Raw genomic sequence first — 20464 nt, 5'->3', positions numbered from 1 at the left:
CAAATAAGACAGCATCCGAATTAATTATACATTTTTTGGTAATATTCCTGATATGAACCTGAAGTTACATTGTTCAACCACTCTTCATTATTCAGATACCAATCAATAGTTTTTTCTAAGCCTTGTTCAAATGTCACTGAGGGCTCCCAGCCTAACTCTTTATTGATTTTGCCTGCATCAATAGCATAGCGTAAATCATGCCCCGGACGGTCTTTCACATAAGTTATCAGCTTTTCTGACGTGCCCTCTGACCTGCCTAATTTAACATCCATTTGTTGGCATAGAAGTTTTACTAAATCAATATTTTGCCATTCATTAAAACCTCCAATATTGTAGGTTTCATGATTTCTTCCTTTGTGAAACACTAAATCAATCGCTCTTGCATGGTCTTCCACAAAAAGCCAATCACGTGTATATTTTCCATCACCATATACTGGTAATGGTTGATTTTCGATGATATTATTTATAAATAAAGGAATTAGCTTTTCAGGAAAATGATTTGGCCCATAATTGTTTGAGCAATTTGTAATTACGTAAGGCATACCGTATGTTTCGCCATATGCTCTTACAAAGTGATCTGAACTTGCTTTAGAAGCAGAATAAGGAGAATTTGGATCATATGCTGTTGTTTCTAAAAAAAGCCCATCTGCACCCAATGAACCATATACCTCATCTGTGCTTACATGATAAAATCTTTTCTCAGAAAAATCATCTACCCAAATTGCTTTTGCTGCATTTAACAAATTTACTGTTCCAAAAACATTGGTTTTTACGAAAGCTAAGGGATCTGTAATAGAACGATCTACATGAGATTCTGCTGCTAAATGAATAACTCCGTCAAATTGATAGGTATTAAATATTTCGTTTATGTAGTTCGCATCAACAATATCCCCTTTTAAAAAATGGTAATTAGATGATTTTTCAACATCACGTAAATTTTCTAAATTACCAGCATAAGTCAAAGCGTCTAAATTGTAAATGTTATGTTGCGGATGGTTTTTTACAAACCTTCTTACGACATGCGATCCAATAAAGCCAGCACCTCCTGTTATTAAAATATTCATGTTCTAGGTATTAATGCTATTTTATTTCTAATGATCTTCTGTTGAGATATGCTATTAAAGAAACTAGAAAAAATAAACCAACTAACAACAATGGAATCAACACAAAATTCAAATTCAAAAGCTGCTTTTTAACTATATGTGTTTTTCCAAGATTTAATATACTAATCGGCAATTTCTGTTCAATTAGTTCAATTTGCTTTACCTCATTTTCTTTAACTAATCTATTTTTGAACATGAGCAAACTAGGTATATTTAAGCCATTTTCACCCTCTAACAAAACCAAACTCTGTCCCGTTGAATTTTGATTTAGATTTAAGCTCTCGGAAAATTTCGATACTAAATCATCTATTTGTTTTATTAAGCCGTTATTCTGCTCAATTCTTAATGTAGCATTGTGAGAATAAGCCTTTTGAAGTTCAATAAAATGTTGATTTGAATTGATATATGCTAATATTTTAGAAACGTACTCTTCACCTCTTTTAGGATTTTTATGTGTAAAAGTTATACGATGTGTTCGTATACTCTTTTTCAACACTTCAGACTTAACAACATCAATTACAAAATCATTCTCCTTGTAATTTTGTAAAATTTCTAAATACTTATTGTCTTCCTCTGCTTTTAACCTTTTATCTTCAACCTCTTCTTCAATAGGCTCAATTTCAATCTTGAACTTTTTGAGCAGATTTACGTCAATGTCTAATGCTTCGAAAAAAGCGGTATCATTTGCAATTACTTTTGATTTAATTTCCTCAACTACATCATAGAGATAATCTTTACTTTCAAAATTGGGCAAAACAATAACCTCTGTCTGTTGTTTATCTTCAACAAACGAGTTTAATAAAAAACCTATGCCTACACCAATAATTATTAATGCCGCTAGTTTTATAGCATTTCTTTTAAAGAATAGGAATATGCGTAAAATCCCTCTAAAAACTCCATTTAAAGCTTTTTTTACTAATTGAAGTAATTGACTTAAGTCAATTTCGTCTGAAGAAGAAGGTGAATTGTTTGGTTGCATTTGTTATCTAGGTTATGAGTTGAAAATTTGAGTTAATATTTTGTCTGTAATCAAATAAGTTGGCTTAACGCCGGTTGTTCCTAAGCCGCCTGAAGCCAATGTGCTTCCTGTTTCTAAAGGATTATCAGAAGCATAGTACGCATATCTCACTTTGACGTTTTCACGAATGCTTTTTCTAATTTTAGAAGCCGATTGTATTGCTTTTTGATAATGAACGCCTTCCATTTCAAGTCCAATAACATTCCATGTAGACTTATGAAAGAATTTCAATATGTCTTTATTTTGCAATGATGTGCCCAAAACCGTTATCATAGAACCTTCAAAAACTTTTAATCCGTAACCTTCAAAATCAGCCGCGCATAATTCATTCTTAAACGGGTAATTGTCTGCTGTACCTTCAAAAACATGAGCTGAAGGAATCATTATATCGCCTTTTCCTCCTTCTAGAATACCCGCTTTACCCATTATTGATATAGAAGCAATATTTAAAAAAATAGCATCTTTTTTAACTTTGTGTGGTTTTAATAACTCATCAATAGTTTCAAAAGCTTGCTCTCCAAATGCGTAATCCATTACAAAGATAACAGGTTTTTCTTCATCTGGAATGTCATTCGAAAGTTGATAACAACAAGCATCATCACCTAATCTAGCTAGGTCAAAAATCTGGACATCTATATTAGTGCCTGATTTATCATCTACACTGATCATTCCGTTCTTATTTGCAAGCTTTAAAACCTTGTCTCGTAAATTACTATTTTGTGTAGAACTTAGCGTTTCATATATCTCAAGCGAATTATTACTAGAAAATTCATTTTCAAGAGCTTTGGCGGCATATAGTGTATTCATAACACTATGCATATTTGCACTGATGATATGAATTGGCCTTTTTAAAAGGTTATGTTTCGCTAAAGTTTCTTTAATAGTATTTGCCCATTTCTCGCCATGAATATGATGGCCTAATCGCTCTCTTAGCAGCGAACTAAACGTTATTGTTCTTTTATCACCATTAACCTCTTCTTCTATGGTCAATTTACCTAACCAATAAATGATTTGAAGAAACCGCTCAGGGTTATCAGGCGTTGCAAACTGCTCATGAACAGCTAATATTTCAACAAATGAACGTCCTAAAATATTTGCAGTATGAATCAAGGCTACTTCTCGTTCTGCCTGATTTAATTCTTTCTTATTGACAGCACTTTCTAATTTAACCCAATCACGAATAGTCTTCTTTGTATCTTCAATAAGAACACGTTTACAAATCTTTTCTGATTCAACAAACAAGAAAGTTAAATGTGTTAGAATATCATAAATATCTGAACGCCCACGCGTAATTTCAATATTCATTTGTTCGTCATCAATTCGATAACAATTTCTTCTTCTTTTTGGTGGTACTATTGGTTTGAAATGTGAGTCACTATAACCTTCATCTGAAGTTAAATTGATAAATCGACATTGCTCTATACCTTCTGGAAGCCTTTCTAAAACGTATACCAGACCTTTTAACTCAGCTTTTTCCTCTGCTATAGACCCATAAATTTCAGGGCGTAATAACAAAAGTGCATTCTTTATGGCTTCACCAGAAACACCGTTTGGCTTGTAGAAACCACGATTAAAAAGATGCCGCATAGTTATATACAGCCTTTCAATTGCATTGGTTGATTCTTGGGCTCGTGTGGTTATCGATTCTTTCCCCATTCAAGAGTTTCGGTTAAAATTACAATTATTATTGTTGAATTTGGAATTTACGCAGGGCATCTGCAACCTTTCTATCATTACCCAAACGCTGCACTTTGTTCTGACCTCCTAATTTTCCTACAGATTTCATATAATCTTGAAAACCACCTTTTTTAATTTTAGTAACCTTTAAAGTTTGAAGAATTTTGCCATCAATCAAATCAAAATAATAACTGTTCTGTTTTTGTAATGATGCATCTATAACTTCAATAAACTTTGTTAGGTTTTCTGGAATTTCTTCAAATTCTACCAGCCATTCATGAAACGGCAATTCTTCACCTTCAGGCGTAATTTGAGGTGCTACCGTAAACTCATTAACCCTGGCTCCTGTAGTTTCAATTGCCTCTTGCATTGCCTGTTCTACCTCTTTGGCTATTACATGCTCACCAAAGGCTGATATAAAATGCTTTATGCGTCCTGAGACTATTACTTTAAAGGGTTTCAAAGAAACAAACCGAATGGTATCTCCCAAATTATATGCCCACAAACCAGCATTTGTTGAGATAATCATAGCATAATCAACATCAAGTTCAACCGCTTCAATAGTTATCCTATTGATAGTTCCTTCAAGAAAATCACTAACCTTTACAAACTCGTAAAAAATTCCTGAATTCAACAATAAAAGCATTCCCTTTTCTTGCTGAGAATTCTGATATGCAAAAAAGCCTTCGCTTGCCGGAAACAACTCTATACTATCTACCTTTCTACCAATTAATTCTTCAAATTTAGCTCGATACGGTTCGTAATTGACACCGCCGTAAATAAAAAGTTGAAAATTCTTGAAAAGCTCACCAACTTTTTTCCCTTGATTATCTTTTAACTTTTCAAAATACATTTGAACCCATGAAGGAATGCCAGCAATCACAGTCATATCCTCTTTTACTGTTTCATCAACTATTGCATTCACTTTAGTCTCCCAGTCTTCAATGCAATTAGTTTCCCAACTTGGTAAACGATTTTTTTGTAAATAATTTGGAACATAATGTGCCGATATTCCCGATAACCGACCAACTTTAATTCCATTTTTTTCAACCATTTCAGGACTTCCCTGAAGGAAAATCATTTTTCCGTCAACAAAATCTGAATTACCAGTTTCATGTATGTAATTCAATATGGCGTTTCTTGAAGCATCTACTTGATTCTTTATTGATTCCTTTGTAATCGGAATATATTTCACCCCTGAAGTAGTACCGGATGTTTTGGCGAAATACAAGGGTTTGCCAGGCCAAAGAACATTTTCTTTACCTGCAACAACCTGCTCAACATATGGTTTGAGCTCTTCATAATCACGTATTGGAACGTTTTTTACAAAATCAGAATGTGATTTGATGGCACCAAAACTGTGATCAGCCCCGAATTTTGTGTTTGATGCATTTGAAATTAATTGCTCAAACACATTTTGTTGTGTGTTTATTGGGTCGCTTACCCATTTGATTGTCTGCTTAGCAATTATTCTAGCAAAAATTTTAGCGGCAATAGATTTTATAGACATTTCTTTTAATTAAAATCAATAAAATCTTGAGGGTTAACCGGTGCTCCATTGTTCCAAAGTTCAAAATGCAGGTGTGGGCCAGTTGTAAGTTCACCTGTGTTACCCACAGACGCAATTACTTCACCAGACCGAACCAATTGACCTTGACTTTTACTTAAAGAACCATTGTGCTTATAAACACTTAAAAGCCCCTCATCATGTTCAAGAATAAGAACGTACCCGGTTTCTGCCGTCCATTCTGAAAAAATAACTATTCCGTCAGCCACAGCTTTTACGGGAGTATCTTTTATGGCCACTACATCAACAGCATAATGCCTATTCTCTGAGTCATATGCTTGGGTAATTGTTCCGGTTACAGGTGTAAACAAAGCAAAACTTTCTCTGCCCGATGAAGCCTCAAAAAGATTATACTTGTCTTCTAAAGCAACCTCAGCTCTTAACAGAGAATCTTCCTTAATCGGAGTTAAATCAACAGATGCGGGATCTAGTTTAAATTTTTCGTACAGTGAATCTCTATTAAATTCGGTGTTCTCAATGTCACCTTTTAGAACCATACGAATATTATCTAAATACTTATTGGTATAATTTAATGTTCGCACCAAAGAATCTGTTTTATAGGTAAGCTCAGTAGCTTCACGCTTTAATTTAGTTGAAGAATAACCTGGTATATATTCACGCAAAGGGGTAAACGCTATCAATAATGTTGTTAGACCAATTAAGCCTACAATACAAAGGGTTCCGGTGACAAAAACGTTTAGCCGACTTAACTTAAAAGAAATTTTTTCTTCAAAAGTACTTTCATTAAGTATTACCAAACGATACTTATGCAGTAGCTTTCGCTTGATTTCTTTTCCTTTTTTCTTCTTTTTCGCCATACGTAACAAAGATAATGTATGTATTCAATATCAAGTAAAATCAGCTCAAATTTGTGATTATCAAGGTGAAATTGAATATTCAATTATAGTGAAGTTACACATCAATTTTAAACAATTCAATAAATGTTAGTCTTTGCTTAACATTAACAACTTATCAATAGTTCTGTTGTAGAGATTTTTGTACATTTGTTTTTCAATTAATCATTAAGAATATGATAGCTTCGAATATCTTTTTAGCAATAGGGCCATGGCAAATTGGCATTGTAGTGCTTGTAGTTCTTCTTCTTTTTGGAGGAAAAAAAATTCCAGAATTAATGCGCGGCCTTGGTAGTGGCATTAAAGAATTTAAAGATGCATCTAAAGAAGATGAAACACTAGAAGAAAATAAGGAATAGTATTTTTTCTTTTTTATTATAATATTTACGCCCTTTTTAGGGCGTTTTTTTTGTGCAAAATTTCCAAAACGACATTTTTTATTTCCTCCAGAATTGTACCCGAATCACCAAAATATTACCATTTGTCGGCTATTTCAAGAATTTTATAGTCGTTTTTTAATTCATGCTAAATATCAAACCACTTCATTATTTGTGAAAGCCTATATCAATTGAGCTTAAGAGTACTATTTTTTATACGAAACCCTTATAATTTACGTTTACTATAAACGACATTATTTTTTGAAAGAATTTTATTTAATTCAGTTTCTGAATAAATTCAAAAATAATTGATAAAGCTAATTGTAAAACATAAACAAATTGAGTCCATTGAAATGTGTCTTTGGCTTCAAAATTACCCTAAGAAATAAAAACATCTTAGCCTTTTAAATAACCCAAATCATGAAAAAGCTTTTTTCAGCCTACCTACTACTTTTCGCATTTGTGCTTTCTGCCCAAGTTGATCAATATAACCAAATGAATGCTCATGCGTTAAGCGCAAACCTTATGTTTGACGACAGTAATATTCCAGATTCTTATGCCTCTGTATTTTCTCCAGTAGAAGAAACATTTGAAGAAGCTGCAGCTAAAAACAATATTACATATAGAACATTTAGCTCTCTACCTTCAACTCCAAATGGCTATTATATGGTTACGGGTAGCTATAGTAAGGATCGCAAAAGAGACGACGCTTTAAAAAAATTAAAAAGAAAAGGCTTTGCACCTGGATCAGTACAAAACCCAAAAACAGGACTTAGCTATGTTTATATTGAATATCAATCTGATTGGAAAAAAGCTATTGAAGTATGTACAAGTAATTTTGACGACCGATACACAGATCAAATTTGGGTCATGCAAGTTAAGTATAGTGAAGAGCCTATTAATCTTCCTGAAGAAGACACTGACATCGACATCGCTTCCTCTTCAGACCTAGACCTAGACTTAGCTCAAACAAGTTCAAATGATTTAGACCTTGATTACAATGAGCCTACTCCAACAAATACTCTAAAAGAGAACGTTAATAAAAGCAAACTAATTCAAAAGGCAGATTATTATTTTGAAAAAATGTGGTATGCTGAAGCGGCTGAACTATATGAAGAAGCACTTTTGAAAGGTGATAAAAATTATTCAACTGAAATTATACAAAAAGCAGCCGATTCTTATTATTATAATACAAATATGGAAAAGGCATACGAATGGTATAATATTCTATATGAAAATCATGGTAAAGACTTATCAGCAAATAACATATTTAAATACGCTCATACTTTAAAAGGCACCGGTAAATACGGAAGATCAAAAAGGTTGATGCGCCTTTATAATAAAAAAGTTGAAAACGATCCTACATTAGCAGCAAGCTTAGAAGCTGAAACAATGCCAAATGAGGTGTTGTTAGACAATATTTTAGCAACAGTAAATGATAATGTTGATCTTAAAAACTTATCAATCAATACTGAATATTCTGAATTCTCACCTATGTTTCTTGATTCAACTCAGGTTGTTTTTGCTTCGGCACAAGATTCTTCTTTCTTTAATACCAGAAAGTATAAATGGAATGACCAACCCTACTTAGACTTATATGTTGCCAAATTAAACGAAGAGTCGCATGACTTGAAAGATGCAATTAAATTTTCGAAAAAAATTAACACCAAGTATCATGAAGCATCAGTTGCTTTTTCTCCTGATAATACTACCATGTACTTTACTAGAAACAATTATGGCAAAAAACTTAAACGAGATATAAACGGAATTAACAATCTTAAAATATACAGATCTACCAAAGTTGGAGACGAGTGGTCAGAAGCCGTTGAATTACCTTTTGATAGTGATGATTATTCAACCGGTCACCCAGCATTAAGCCCAGACGGAAAACAATTATATTTCATTTCTGATATGCCTGGTACTATTGGTGAAACTGATTTATTTGTTGTTGATGTCTTAGAGAATAATACGTATTCTGAACCAAGAAATTTAGGTCCAGAAATAAATACTGATAAACGCGAAATGTTTCCTTTTTTCAATGGAAAAAAATTATACTTCTCATCTGACGGCCACACAGGTCTTGGTGGTCTAGATGTTTTTGAAGCAACCTATAATGAAGAAGATGGTTTTGGTGAACCAACAAACATTGGTCAACCTATAAATAGTAATAAAGATGATTTTTCATATATAGTTGACGAAGAATCTCATAAAGGATTTTTTGCATCGAACAGAGAAGGTGGAAAAGGCGATGATGACATCTACTCTTTTGAAAATCTAGTATTAGAAGAAGTGCCTACAAATATCAATGCAATTGCTGGAGTTGTAACTGAATTAATTACAGGTAATATTATGCCTAAAACTCTAATTGAGTTGTTAGACGAAAACAATATTAAACTTAAAGAAATTGAGAGTAACGTAGATGGCAGCTTTATATTCGAAGACTTAGATAGTAATACAAAATATAATATTCGTGCCAACAAAAATCAGTACTTTGAAAGTGTGATAGCTGCAAACACAACAGAAAATGACACAATTACGACTGATATCGCTTTAAAGCGTTTAGAAGAGCTTATTGCAGTTGAAGATGGCATTAAAAAGCTTAAAACTGAAATGATTCACTTTGATTTTGACAAGTCTTATATACGTACAGATGCTGCCGTAGAATTAGATAAAATGGTTGCTGTGATGAATGAATATCCAAATATGGTCATCAAAATTGAATCTCATACAGATTCAAGAGGTCCACGTGCATATAACGAATACCTTTCTGATAAAAGGGCAAAATCATCTAGAGATTACCTTATCAAACAAGGTATTGCTCCAGAACGTATAGAGAGTGCTATAGGATATGGTGAAAGCCGTTTAATAAATGAATGTGATGGTTCTGTTAGATGTACTGAACAAGCACATTACCTAAACAGACGTTCTGAATTTATAATTACGAAAATGTAAACAAACTAAAAACATTATAAACTAAGGCCACCTATGGGTGGCCTTTTTGGTATACTTATATGAAATTTAAATGATACTATTATTGTAATTCAAGTCTTATAAAGCGCTACGCAACAAAATCAAATAGCTACACAACAAAGTCAGCTATTAAAAACACAAAGCCTGTAATTATGAGTTATACTTAAATAAAACCCAATGTCTTACCATGAAAATCGGCATACTTAATAAAGACGTTTACAATGAGGCATTAAAAGATCTCAGTCATTACTTATTAAGCTCTTATGTAAAGGCATTTTTCTGGTTCAAATTTCACAATGACCTATAAACTTATTTGAAATCAACCTAACCCAAAAAAGCCCTGACGTTAAATCGTCAGGGCTTTTGGTTTTATTTAAAGCGATTCTTAATCGAACTTCGCAGAACGTATAATTGCCTCTAATTCAAACATATAATCTCGTTTATTAGCTGAAGGAGCAAAAGTAAAGCCTTCTAGAACAAGTTTTCTGCCGTTTTCTTTGTCATTAATTATGTAGGAGACAAATGGGCCTGCCATTGGAAAATTCTTAATATCCCAAATACCTCTTACTTCAACCGCTTTCTTAGCTCCTAATTCAGTAGCAAAAACATGAGGAGCAAATGCAGGATCACCGCGCATGTGCGTTATTTTACCCGGCACATCTGGCCCTGGTATATACACTGAACCTATTGAATCTCGCAGACGAACAATATCCGCTACAAAAGTAGAATCGTTACTAAAACTGCTTTCTGGCAATTCATAAGCAATCACATTCATGGTTCCTTTTGGTATTTGAGTTTCCATCCAAACAAAATTATCTTCCTGCTTAACAACTTTAAAAGCAGCCGGCATTGTTAAGGATACGCCAAACTTATCTTTCAGCACAGTTTCTTTACTTAAAGAGCCTTTAAATCTTTTTTGTGCTTCAGTTATTTCAAGAGCTTTAAATGCAGCAATTATTTCTTGTGCCTTTGCATCTAGGTTTGCAATTATTTCATCTTCTGTATGCCCCTTTATCACTCCTATTTTCTGAGGTGAAGCATAAAGATCTGTTTTAACGTGGCCAATATTTAAGGTGTCTTTTTCTACAAAAAGAACAGCCCTCATGTTACGTATTGTTCCTGTAAAAACGGCGGGTGGCACATGATTAATCGTAAAAATAGGCTCATCTAAGGTCAGACCTACTGCTGATGCGGCAAAATATTCTCGTATTTTATCACCTACTTTACCTTGCCATAGCTGATTGTCTACAACAACGGCAATAGTATTGATGCCACCAATAGAATCTGGCAAGTACGTTTGTTTTTTGCCCTCTTTACAAGAAAGAATTATGGCGAATAAAAAGATAAAAACTCCTAGTTTTTTCATGTGTTTCAAATTGGATGGTTTTGTTGGTATTTCAAGATAATGAAATGCTACACGCAGTACCACAAAAACAGTTCCAATTTAAGCTTTAACACAAAATATTATTTGCATTTAGCTTTTCTAAGAAGAACACTCACAAAGTTTAAGCTTTGTTCCTGGCTTTAATTTACTGGTACTAAGTTTGTTCCATTTTTTCAAATTATCAATGGTAACGTCTGGATATTGACGCGAAATCGTCCAAAGTGAATCACCTGAACGCACTGTATGCACTTTGGTGCCAGGAGGAAATTTTACTGGTGTTTTGGCAACAGCTGTTGTTGTTTTTCTTGCTGTAGTACTAGCACCACTGTTTCTTGGGTATATTGTAAGACGTTGACCAACACTTAAATTGTTACTTCTTAACCCGTTCCATTGTTTTAATTGGCTCACACGAACACCGTATCGTTCTGCAATCTTACCTAAAAAATCACCGCTTCTTACCCTATATCGTATGCGATCTGATTCTGCTTGTTTTACTAATTTTGGTAACGGACTTTCCTTACTTTCCAATTCTTTCTTAACATGGGTATAGATTTGTTCTTCGTTATTAACAAACTTACCCATAGCCTTTTTAGGCAAGCGTAAAGCATAATCTTTTCCTTTTACATAAGGAATCACCTTTAATTTATATGAAGGATTTAACACCTTTAGCTCTTCTACACTAACGCCTACTAACTCAGAAATTTGATCAAAAGTGATAAGGCTTTTTACATGAACTGTATCGGTTTCAAAATAAGGCCTATCAGCCTTTTTCCCTTTAAGACCATGCTCTTCTGCATATTCAAAAATATACATGGTTGCTAAAAAAGCAGGTACATACCCAGCTGTTTCTCGTGGTAAATTGCGACGAATATTCCAATAATTACGGTGACCACCTGATCTTCTAATTGCTTTATTAACATTGCCTGGACCTGAATTGTAGGCCGCTAAAGCTAAATCCCAGTCGCCAAAAATTTGATACAGCTTTGAAAGAAATTTTGCGGATGCCTTTGTTGATTTAATAGGATCACTACGTTCATCTACATAGCTTGTAACATCTAGTTTATATTCTTTACCTGTAGCGTACATAAATTGCCATAAACCTGTAGCACCAACTCTAGATTTTGCTCTCGGGTTTAATGCAGACTCTACTATTGAAAGATACTTCATCTCTAACGGAATGTCATGACGATCAAATTCTTCTTCAAAAAGCGGAAAATAAAATTGACTCACAGTCAACATACGCTCCATAAGCCCACGTTTTCGTGTTAAGAATGATTTTATAAGGCTTTCAAGTGATTTATTATAAATTACATTAAAAGGAGTTTTTTCGTTTAACTTTTGAAGCCTAGCCTTTAAAGAGTCTGTAGGCAAATCATAAATATAAACCTCTTCTTCAACAGCAACTGGGTTACCATCAATAACAGTATTAGAAGCAATGTTAATTACCTCTTCTTGCATTTCTTCAAAAAGACCATTTGACTCATATAATTCACGCATCCAAAGACTATCATACAGTGCGGCCAATGCGTTGTCTTTAAGGTCATATTTACTTTTGCTTACTCCTTGCGTTAATACAAATGGCGTTTCTTGATCAGATTCTGCATCCATTTGATCCATCTGCTCAACATTCTGCATATCAATATCAAGAGTGTCTGAAATGGTATCCTTGACTGCAATTAGCTTTTCTGATAAAACAGTGGTAGCTGTAGAATCTTTCTCTTGAGCCAGTAGACTTGAGAATGAAATAAGGAAAGAAAATAGTACAAAAAATATTTTTGCTCTTGAAACCATGAATCTTTTTAAATTATTGGAGGAAAACGAAAATCGCCTTTTTTTCGCAAACCATAAAATTCTAAACTGTTAAACCCGTTTTGTGCATTAGAAATTCATAACAAATATCTGTATAACACAAAACGGGTAAAACCTATTTAAAATTGCTTATTCTTATTTAAGAATTGCAGCGATACCAGGTAATGTTTTACCTTCTAAACTTTCAAGCATTGCACCACCACCGGTTGATACATAACTAACTTTGTCTTGAAATCCGAATTGTTTTACAGCGGCAACTGAATCTCCACCACCTACTAATGAAAAAGCACCAGCTTTAGTTGCTTCAACAATGAAATTGCCAACTGAAATTGTACCGTTTGCAAAATTTTCCATTTCAAAAACTCCTACTGGGCCATTCCATAAAATGGTTTTAGATTTTAAAATAACCTCTTTAAAATTAGCCAAGGTCTTTGGTCCGGCATCTAACCCTTGCCATCCGTCAGGTATTTTATCAACATCTACTGTTTGTGTATTTGCATCATTACTAAAATCATCTGCGGCTATTACATCAACAGGAATATGAACCTGAACACCTTTTGCTTCTGCCTGCTTTAAAATCTCTAAAGCCAGTTCCATTTTGTCATCCTCACAAATTGAGTCTCCTACTTTACCTCCCTTTGCTTTTATAAAGGTATACGTCATACCTCCACCTACTATCAAGTGGTCTACTTTATCTAATATGTTTTCAATTATAGTAATCTTAGATGAAACTTTCGCACCTCCTAAAATAGCTAAAACTGGTTTTTCACCACTCGCCATTACCTTGTCAATAGCTTCTATTTCTTTCGCCAATAATTGTCCGAAGCATTTACTATCATCAAAAAACTGAGCAACAATTGTTGTTGATGCATGCGCACGGTGTGCAGTACCAAAAGCATCGTTTATGTAAACATCACCCAATTTCGAAAGCTTCTCAGCAAAGTCTTGGTCACCTGAAGTTTCTTCAGAATGAAAGCGAAGATTTTCTAAAAGCAAAACTTCACCTGGTTTTAAATCAGCAGCTGCTTTTTCTGCAGACTCACCAATACAATCTTCAGAAAATTTTACCTGAACACCAACAACCTCAGACACTTTATCTGCAATGTGTTTTAATGACATATCAGGGTTTCTCTCACCATTTGGCCGACCTAAGTGACTCATTAATATAGCAGATCCACCATCTTCTAGTACTTTGATGATTGTAGGTTTTGCAGCCTCTATTCTATTGCTATCAGTAACATTAAAATCTTTATCTAAGGGCACATTAAAATCTACACGGATTAATGCTTTTTTATTCTCGAAATTAAAATCATTTAGGGTCTTCATTGAACATCTATTTTTTAGAAAAAACAAATGTAAAGATTTATGTACTTACATTGCTTTAAGGAACTCCTTTTTCTTCAACATACATTATGTATTTGAACTACTTAACAGCCAAATAGGTTCAATTAAATCAAGTATATTTGACCCATGCGATTCTCAGAAATCTTAGGCCTCAACCATATTAAAAATCATCTTGCATCAAGTGCTGATGCGGGTAGAATTTCGCATGCACAATTATTTATTGGCCCTGAAGGTAGTGGCACTTTAGCCATGGCGCTTGCCTATGCGCAATATATTATTTGTGAAAACACTAACGGTGAAAATGCTGATGGCAATGAGAGTTGCAACCTTAAATTTGGCTCATATACGCACCCTGACATGCACTTTGCTTTTCCGGTAGCAAACTCTGATAAAATAAAAAGTCATGCGGTTAGCGACCATTATATTAGCGAATGGCGCCAATTTCTAAAAGAACAGCCTTATGGCAATTTATTTGACTGGTATCGATCTGTTGGCATTGAAAAGAAACAAGGTCAAATAGGTGTTGATGAAGCTCAAGGTATAGTTAAAAAGCTAGCTCTAAAATCATATGAAGGTGGCTTTAAAGTGATGCTTATTTGGATGGCGGACAAGATGAACATTGCTGCTTCAAACAAACTATTAAAATTACTTGAAGAACCGCCAGAAAAAACAGTTTTTATATTGATTGCTGAGGATGAAGAGCAAATTATTCAAACAATCAAATCACGATGTCAACTACTGCATTTCCCGCCACTATCAGAAGAGGTTATTGCAAATGCACTTATTGAAAAGGGCCTACAAAAACAGGAAGCGATGCGTTTAGCGCATGAAGCAAATGGCAATTTCAATAAAGCCATTGACTTAATGAACAATGATTCAGAAGACTTAATTTTTGAAAAGTGGTTTGTTCAATGGGTACGAAGCGCATTTAAAGCCAAAGGCAATAAAGCTGCTATTCATGATTTAATTTTATGGAGTGAAGAGGTTGCAAAACAGGGGCGTGAAACACAGAAGAATTTTTTAAATTATTGTCTTTCGGTAATGCGACAAGCCCTATTAATTAATTATGGTGCTGATGAATTGGCGTATATGAAGATTCAGGTTGACAATTTTCACCTTGAAAAATTTGCGCCTTTTGTTCATGAAAATAACATCATGAATATTGTTGAAGAACTTGAAAGCGCAATTTATCATATAGAGCGTAATGGTAACGCCAAAATCATTCTAATGGATCTTTCTATAAAACTTACACGCTTGCTACATAAAGCTCCTCACAGCGCTAATACAGCCTCAAAATCATAAGCAATGAATCATCTAACAAATCACCCAACTGAAATTATTTTACTTGTATTTGCAATCATCACTTTTTTACAAAGCGGATTGGATAAAATATTTGACTGGAACGGAAACCTATCTTGGCTAAAAGGTCATTTTAGCGAAAGCCCGTTTAAGAACATTGTACCAATATTATTGGCAACCATTACCCTTATTGAAGTAATAGCTTCAGCGCTGTGTGTAATAGGAATGATACAACTAATATCAAGCGGCACCAAAACAATGGCCCTGTATGGAGCAATACTTTCTTCGATTACGCTTTTAATGTTGCTTTTCGGACAACGAATCGCAAAAGATTATGTTGGCGCACAAACCATAGTAATTTATTTAATACCTACTGTAGCGCTCGTTTACCTCTTAAAAGCCTAATAGAATATCTTTTTTCAAAACAAAAAAACCCCGACCGTTAAGTCAGGGTTTTTTTTATGAAATAGAATAATTCTTATTTCTTGTATTTATCATTCAGTAGTTTAACAACTTCATCGGTCACATCATTTGCTTCAGTACCATATAAAACACTACCACCATCACCGCCACCTAAAATATAAGAATAGCCTTTTGATTTTCCGTACCCTTTGATCTCTTTCTTAACTGTACTTATAATACTGTCTAAGATAGTTTGATTAGCAGCTTGAGCCACCTGTGCCTCTTGTTGTAATTGTTGACCTAAAAATTGACCTTTTTGCTGAAGAACACCATATTCTTCTTGCGCTTTCTTTTGAGACATGCTCTGAGACTTCGTTTGAAAAGCTTGCATTTCTAATTGATAAGCCTGAGACATACTATCTCTTTTTTTTGTCAAAACGTCTTCATCAATTTTAAACTTAGCATCAGCGTCAATTTTCTCTTGATACTCTTCCATCAATCTTACGTTATCAACATAAGCAATTTTAGTTTGCTCACATGATGCGAACAAAACTAAAACTAGAATCAAAACTACATTTTTCATATTCTTAATTTTAATTGTCTTTTCCGCCCAAACGGAAAACATTAATTTCTTTAGTGCTCATTTTTAAGCTCGGCAAAAATAGGAAAGCTTTTTGAATACCTAAGAATCTTGGTTCAATAATTCGTAATTAACAAAATCCTGGCAATTTTTTACTATAGACAAAAACAATCATAATTATGATTGGTAATAAATAACAACTATAGACAATAAGCCCTTAAAACAGTATTTATTTGAAGGATTTGAGCCACGAAATATAATTATTCATCTGCAGTTGTAAAAATGCGTTAAATCGCTTTAAATTAGAAATTAAGCCTTTTTGATGATATAAATCAAAGAAGAGTACTCTTTTGTAAATAATGCAGAAACGTTAGAACAAAGCCCTCGAAAAATACCTTTTACAAAACCCAGCCTACTACCTTTATATTTTTCTGATAACAGTGAAACATAAAAGGAATCAAAATATAGCGGTTTTGTTTCTACAACTTCCATTTGGTATTTAGCAAATAGTCTTCGCATACCTTCTTTAGAAAAATGCCAAAGATGCCTAGGCACATCATAAGCAGCCCAGTTTTCTTTATAATACTTTGCATCGTAAGATTTATAATTTGGTACAGCAATAACTATGGTACCGTTTTCCTCTAACAAAGAAATCATCTTTAAAATTTGATTTTCAAGATCTGCTAAATGCTCTAGTACATGCCAGAGTGTTATCACCTGATATTTGCGATCCATAACAGACTCTAATTCACTACTAAGATTAATTTCTTTTTCAGAAGCTTTGCCCCTAGCGCGCCAGCTGGGCTCTACACCAAAAACTGCCCATCCTTTTTGTTTGGCTACCACCAAAAAATCTCCAGTACCCGCACCAACATCCAATAATGACTTATCATCTTTAACAAAACAGCTAATCAATCTAACCTTTAAAACCAGAGAGAACCTTTTAACAATCTGATAAATTTTATCAGTAACTGTTCGGCTTGAATCGGTATGCGAAATATAATTATCGCTCTTATAATATTTATCTAAATCTTTTGGCTGCGGACGCGTAATTAGCATATCTAACTCCTCGTTGTGGTGCAATTCAAACTCCTCGCCAGTTACAGAATGGTCTTTAGTTTTTAAATACAAGCTCATTATAATTATTAGTGATCAGATACTCTTGTCTTAGGTTGCTAAGGTAATTTAAAACCGACTCTCTTGAAAGCGCATTTGACGAAAGACAATCCTTTTCTATATCACTGTACACTTCTATTGCAATATAATAATTATCTCTTCTGATTTCAACTGGTTCGGCTTGATTTTCATCTTCTAAATTTAAAGCCGCATTCACAACTTGCTCAAACAAAACTGGCATAAAATTCACACTTTTATCTGGAATATCTACTTCATAAAAAGCGAAGAAATATTCTTGCCCCGAAATATTAATAGGAATATCATCATACACATCTATATCATTTAATTGATACTTAGAATTTATATAAGCATAAAATTCACCTGCCTGTTTTGAATCTTCAAAAATATACATTTGTCGTTTGGGCAAACTACGCTTAAACTTCTTTCCCTTTGACACTTTGTAGGTGTCAATATCTGGTGCAATTCTTAGCGGAATGCACGATTGAAAAACAAATAAGCAAAGTGTAAAAATTAAAATTCTATACATGGCTATTGACGGTTGAAGTTGCCCTTACCAATATCAAAAATCAAGCCAATTAAGATTTTGTTCCACGTGGAACATTTTTTATTTTTTAAGCTCAACTTCTAATAATTTAGAAAGCTCGGTAGCCCTTAATTGAGCTTTCTTCAAAGATTTAGTTCTAAATAACGTAAAATGTTTTCTCCCTGAAAAAAATCGAATTACCCAGCTATCTCCTGACCTTTCTTTACCCATTGCAGCTATAGGACCCCATTCCGCATTCTGCTTATGTATGGCTGAAAAAACAGTAATATATTCAGGATAATCTATTTTCAATTTGCTCTTAAACAATGTAAATCCGAACATTTTAAAGTGTCGCCAGTTTTTAAAATCAACTGCTATCTCATAAGAAATTGAATAACCAAATAACACCAAAACCATGAGAATCAAAATAGCTATCTGACTTGTAGAACTCTTATTTTCATAAAATAAATTTGCGCCAATAACTAAAAGCATTACTCCTAAGATAGGAGCTATAATAGGTTTTTTTTGTTTAAAGTAAAGCGAGCTTTTCATCTACCCATATAAACTAATAAAACACTTATATCTGAAGGTGAAACTCCACTAATTCTTGATGCTTGAGAAATAGAAACGGGCTGTATTGCTTTTAACTTTTCTCGTGCCTCATAAGACAAAGATTTAAGTTTAGAATAATCAAAATTATCAGGAATTTTAATGTTCTCTAGCCTAGTTAGTTTATCTGCATTGTTTTTTTCCTTAGCGATATAACCCGAATATTTTACCTGAATCTCTGTTTGTTCTAACACCTCTCTGTCTAACTCATTTTCTGCAACAAAACCTGAAACAGATTCTAATTGAAGCATATGATCCATTGTTACTTTAGGCCTCGAAAAAACTTTAAACATTTTATCTGACTGTTTAACTAAAGCAGAATCTACACTTTCTAAAATTGGATTAATATCTTCAGGAAGCACACTTGTCTTTCTAAAGAAATCTATAAAAACATCAGACTCTTTTTGCTTCTTTTCCATTCTTCGAAGTCGTTCTTCTGAAGCTAGACCAATTTCATATCCTTTTGGCGTTAAACGCAAATCAGCATTATCTTGACGCAATAAGGTTCTATATTCTGCCCTAGATGTAAACATTCGATAAGGCTCTTCTGTACCTTTCGTGATTAAATCATCTATCAAAACACCAATATAAGCTTCATCGCGAGTTAATATTAAAGGTTCTATTTCTTGTAATTTCAACGCCGCATTAATACCAGCCATTAAACCTTGTGACGCTGCTTCTTCATAACCAGTAGTGCCATTTATTTGACCCGCGAAATATAAATTATCAACCAATTTTGTCTCTAGCGTATGTTTTAACTGCGTAGGTGGAAAATAATCATATTCAATTGCATAACCAGGCCTGAAAAATTTAACTTTTTCAAAACCAACAACAGATTTTAGCGCTTTATATTGAACATCTTCTGGCAATGAAGTTGAAAATCCATTTACATATACCTCTACCGTATTCCATCCTTCTGGTTCAACAAATATTTGATGACTATTCTTATCAGCAAAACGATTAATTTTATCTTCTATAGAAGGACAATACCTTGGACCAATACTTTTTATTCGACCATTAAACATTGGAGAACGATCAAATCCTTCACGCAAAAGATTATGCACCAATTCACTCGTATGCGTCATATGACAATCACGCTGATTTTTTAAAAAGTTGGTTTCTAAATAAGAAAACTTTTCAGGTCGTTCATCACCAGGCTGAACGATCATTTTACTATAATCTAAAGAACGCCCATCGACTCTTGGGGGAGTTCCCGTTTTCATTCTTCCACTTTCAAATCCAATTTCAGTAAGCTCTTCAGTTATTCCGGTTGCAGCTTTTTCTCCGGCTCTACCACCTCCAAATTGCTTTTCACCAATATGAATTAAACCATTTAAAAACGTGCCATTAGTTAGCACCACAGCCTTACTTCTAATTTCAATACCCAATGAAGTTTTTACTCCAACAACTTTGCCTTTTTCAATGATTAACCCTTTAACCATTTCTTGATAAAAATCACAATTAGGGGTGTTTTCTAATGCCATTCGCCATTCCTCAGCAAATCTCATACGATCACTTTGCGCACGCGGACTCCACATTGCAGGCCCTTTTGATTTGTTAAGCATTTTAAACTGAATTGCAGACTTATCGGTAACAATTCCACTATATCCACCTAATGCATCAATCTCTCTAACAATTTGCCCTTTCGCAATACCACCCATTGCAGGATTACATGACATTTGCCCGATATTTTGCAGGTTCATTGTAACCAATAGGGTCTTTGAACCCAAATTAGCGGCAGCGGCAGCGGCCTCTGCTCCTGCATGACCTCCTCCTACAACAATTACATCATATTCTTCTCCAAACATAGT

The 20464-nt window shown here is 34.0% G+C and carries 18 protein-coding genes; 5 read left to right on the top strand and 13 right to left on the bottom strand.

Annotated elements, in window-relative coordinates; all coding sequences use genetic code 11:
* Positions 1-20 precede the first annotated feature (20 nt).
* The 5 genes from rfbB to JQC67_RS03730 are packed head-to-tail and all read right to left on the bottom strand — an operon-like array spanning position 21 to position 6183.
* Entirely contained in the window at positions 21-1064 is a 1044-nt protein-coding gene (gene rfbB, locus JQC67_RS03750; protein WP_203251526.1) for a dTDP-glucose 4,6-dehydratase, read from the bottom strand.
* Between the two features lie 16 nt (positions 1065-1080).
* Positions 1081-2082 (bottom strand): hypothetical protein, encoded by a 1002-nt coding sequence (locus JQC67_RS03745; protein WP_203251525.1) that lies wholly within the window; start codon positions 2080-2082, stop codon positions 1081-1083.
* 12 nt (positions 2083-2094) lie between these two features.
* The gene (locus JQC67_RS03740; RefSeq protein ID WP_203251524.1) at positions 2095-3777 is read right to left on the bottom strand and encodes a DUF6909 family protein; all 1683 of its coding nucleotides are present in this window, start codon (positions 3775-3777) and stop codon (positions 2095-2097) included.
* Positions 3778-3805: 28 nt separating this feature from the next.
* Entirely contained in the window at positions 3806-5308 is a 1503-nt protein-coding gene (locus JQC67_RS03735) for a GH3 auxin-responsive promoter family protein (protein ID WP_203251523.1), read from the bottom strand.
* 5 nt (positions 5309-5313) lie between these two features.
* Positions 5314-6183 (bottom strand): M23 family metallopeptidase, encoded by an 870-nt coding sequence (locus tag JQC67_RS03730; RefSeq protein ID WP_203251522.1) that lies wholly within the window; start codon positions 6181-6183, stop codon positions 5314-5316.
* 212 nt (positions 6184-6395) lie between these two features.
* Between JQC67_RS03730 and tatA the strand changes: the two genes are divergently transcribed.
* From tatA to JQC67_RS19225, 3 genes are all read left to right on the top strand, one after another.
* The gene (gene tatA, locus JQC67_RS03725; protein WP_203251521.1) at positions 6396-6578 is read left to right on the top strand and encodes a twin-arginine translocase TatA/TatE family subunit; all 183 of its coding nucleotides are present in this window, start codon (positions 6396-6398) and stop codon (positions 6576-6578) included.
* A 438-nt stretch (positions 6579-7016) separates the two neighbouring features.
* Complete coding sequence (locus JQC67_RS03720) at positions 7017-9548, top strand: OmpA family protein (RefSeq protein WP_238934457.1); 2532 nt, start codon at positions 7017-7019, stop codon at positions 9546-9548.
* A 205-nt stretch (positions 9549-9753) separates the two neighbouring features.
* Positions 9754-9873: a DUF6747 family protein gene (locus JQC67_RS19225; protein ID WP_394369443.1), complete on the top strand. Its 120-nt coding sequence runs from the start codon at positions 9754-9756 to the stop codon at positions 9871-9873.
* A 78-nt stretch (positions 9874-9951) separates the two neighbouring features.
* Here JQC67_RS19225 and JQC67_RS03715 read toward each other — a convergent pair whose 3' ends face one another.
* The 3 genes from JQC67_RS03715 to JQC67_RS03705 all read right to left on the bottom strand — a co-directional run bounded on the left by JQC67_RS03715 (position 9952) and on the right by JQC67_RS03705 (position 14085).
* Positions 9952-10932, bottom strand: a complete 981-nt coding sequence (locus tag JQC67_RS03715; protein WP_203251520.1) for a DUF4837 family protein — start codon at positions 10930-10932, stop codon at positions 9952-9954.
* A 117-nt stretch (positions 10933-11049) separates the two neighbouring features.
* Positions 11050-12741: a LysM peptidoglycan-binding domain-containing protein gene (locus JQC67_RS03710; RefSeq protein WP_203251519.1), complete on the bottom strand. Its 1692-nt coding sequence runs from the start codon at positions 12739-12741 to the stop codon at positions 11050-11052.
* Positions 12742-12894: 153 nt separating this feature from the next.
* Complete coding sequence (locus JQC67_RS03705) at positions 12895-14085, bottom strand: phosphoglycerate kinase (RefSeq protein ID WP_203251518.1); 1191 nt, start codon at positions 14083-14085, stop codon at positions 12895-12897.
* A gap of 144 nt (positions 14086-14229) precedes the next feature.
* On the opposite strand from JQC67_RS03705, the gene JQC67_RS03700 reads away from it, so the two are divergent.
* On the top strand, positions 14230-15405 hold the full coding sequence (locus JQC67_RS03700; RefSeq protein ID WP_203251517.1) for a DNA polymerase III subunit: 1176 nt from the start codon (positions 14230-14232) through the stop codon (positions 15403-15405).
* Positions 15406-15408: 3 nt separating this feature from the next.
* Positions 15409-15807, top strand: a complete 399-nt coding sequence (locus JQC67_RS03695; RefSeq protein WP_203251516.1) for a DoxX family protein — start codon at positions 15409-15411, stop codon at positions 15805-15807.
* A gap of 73 nt (positions 15808-15880) precedes the next feature.
* On the opposite strand, the gene JQC67_RS03690 is transcribed toward JQC67_RS03695, so the two are convergent.
* From JQC67_RS03690 to mnmG, 5 genes are all read right to left on the bottom strand, one after another.
* Entirely contained in the window at positions 15881-16387 is a 507-nt protein-coding gene (locus tag JQC67_RS03690) for an OmpH family outer membrane protein (RefSeq protein WP_203251515.1), read from the bottom strand.
* 306 nt (positions 16388-16693) lie between these two features.
* On the bottom strand, positions 16694-17521 hold the full coding sequence (locus tag JQC67_RS03685; RefSeq protein WP_203251514.1) for a class I SAM-dependent methyltransferase: 828 nt from the start codon (positions 17519-17521) through the stop codon (positions 16694-16696).
* Positions 17499-18047 carry a hypothetical protein gene (locus tag JQC67_RS03680; protein ID WP_203251513.1) on the bottom strand — a complete coding sequence of 183 codons (549 nt, stop codon included), beginning with the start codon at positions 18045-18047 and terminating at the stop codon, positions 17499-17501. Before JQC67_RS03680 ends, JQC67_RS03685 begins: the two co-directional genes overlap by 23 nt.
* Positions 18048-18125: 78 nt before the next feature.
* Positions 18126-18596: a hypothetical protein gene (locus tag JQC67_RS03675; RefSeq protein WP_203251512.1), complete on the bottom strand. Its 471-nt coding sequence runs from the start codon at positions 18594-18596 to the stop codon at positions 18126-18128.
* On the bottom strand, positions 18593-20461 hold the full coding sequence (mnmG, locus tag JQC67_RS03670; RefSeq protein ID WP_203251511.1) for a tRNA uridine-5-carboxymethylaminomethyl(34) synthesis enzyme MnmG: 1869 nt from the start codon (positions 20459-20461) through the stop codon (positions 18593-18595). The genes JQC67_RS03675 and mnmG overlap by 4 nt, the downstream gene beginning before the upstream one ends.
* Between the last annotated feature and the right edge of the window lie 3 nt (positions 20462-20464).

This window comes from Aurantibacter crassamenti (assembly GCF_016811105.1).
In the GTDB taxonomy this organism is placed as follows: Bacteria; Bacteroidota; Bacteroidia; order Flavobacteriales; family Flavobacteriaceae; genus Aurantibacter_A; species Aurantibacter_A crassamenti.
This window is presented reverse-complemented; position numbering and strand designations above follow the sequence as displayed.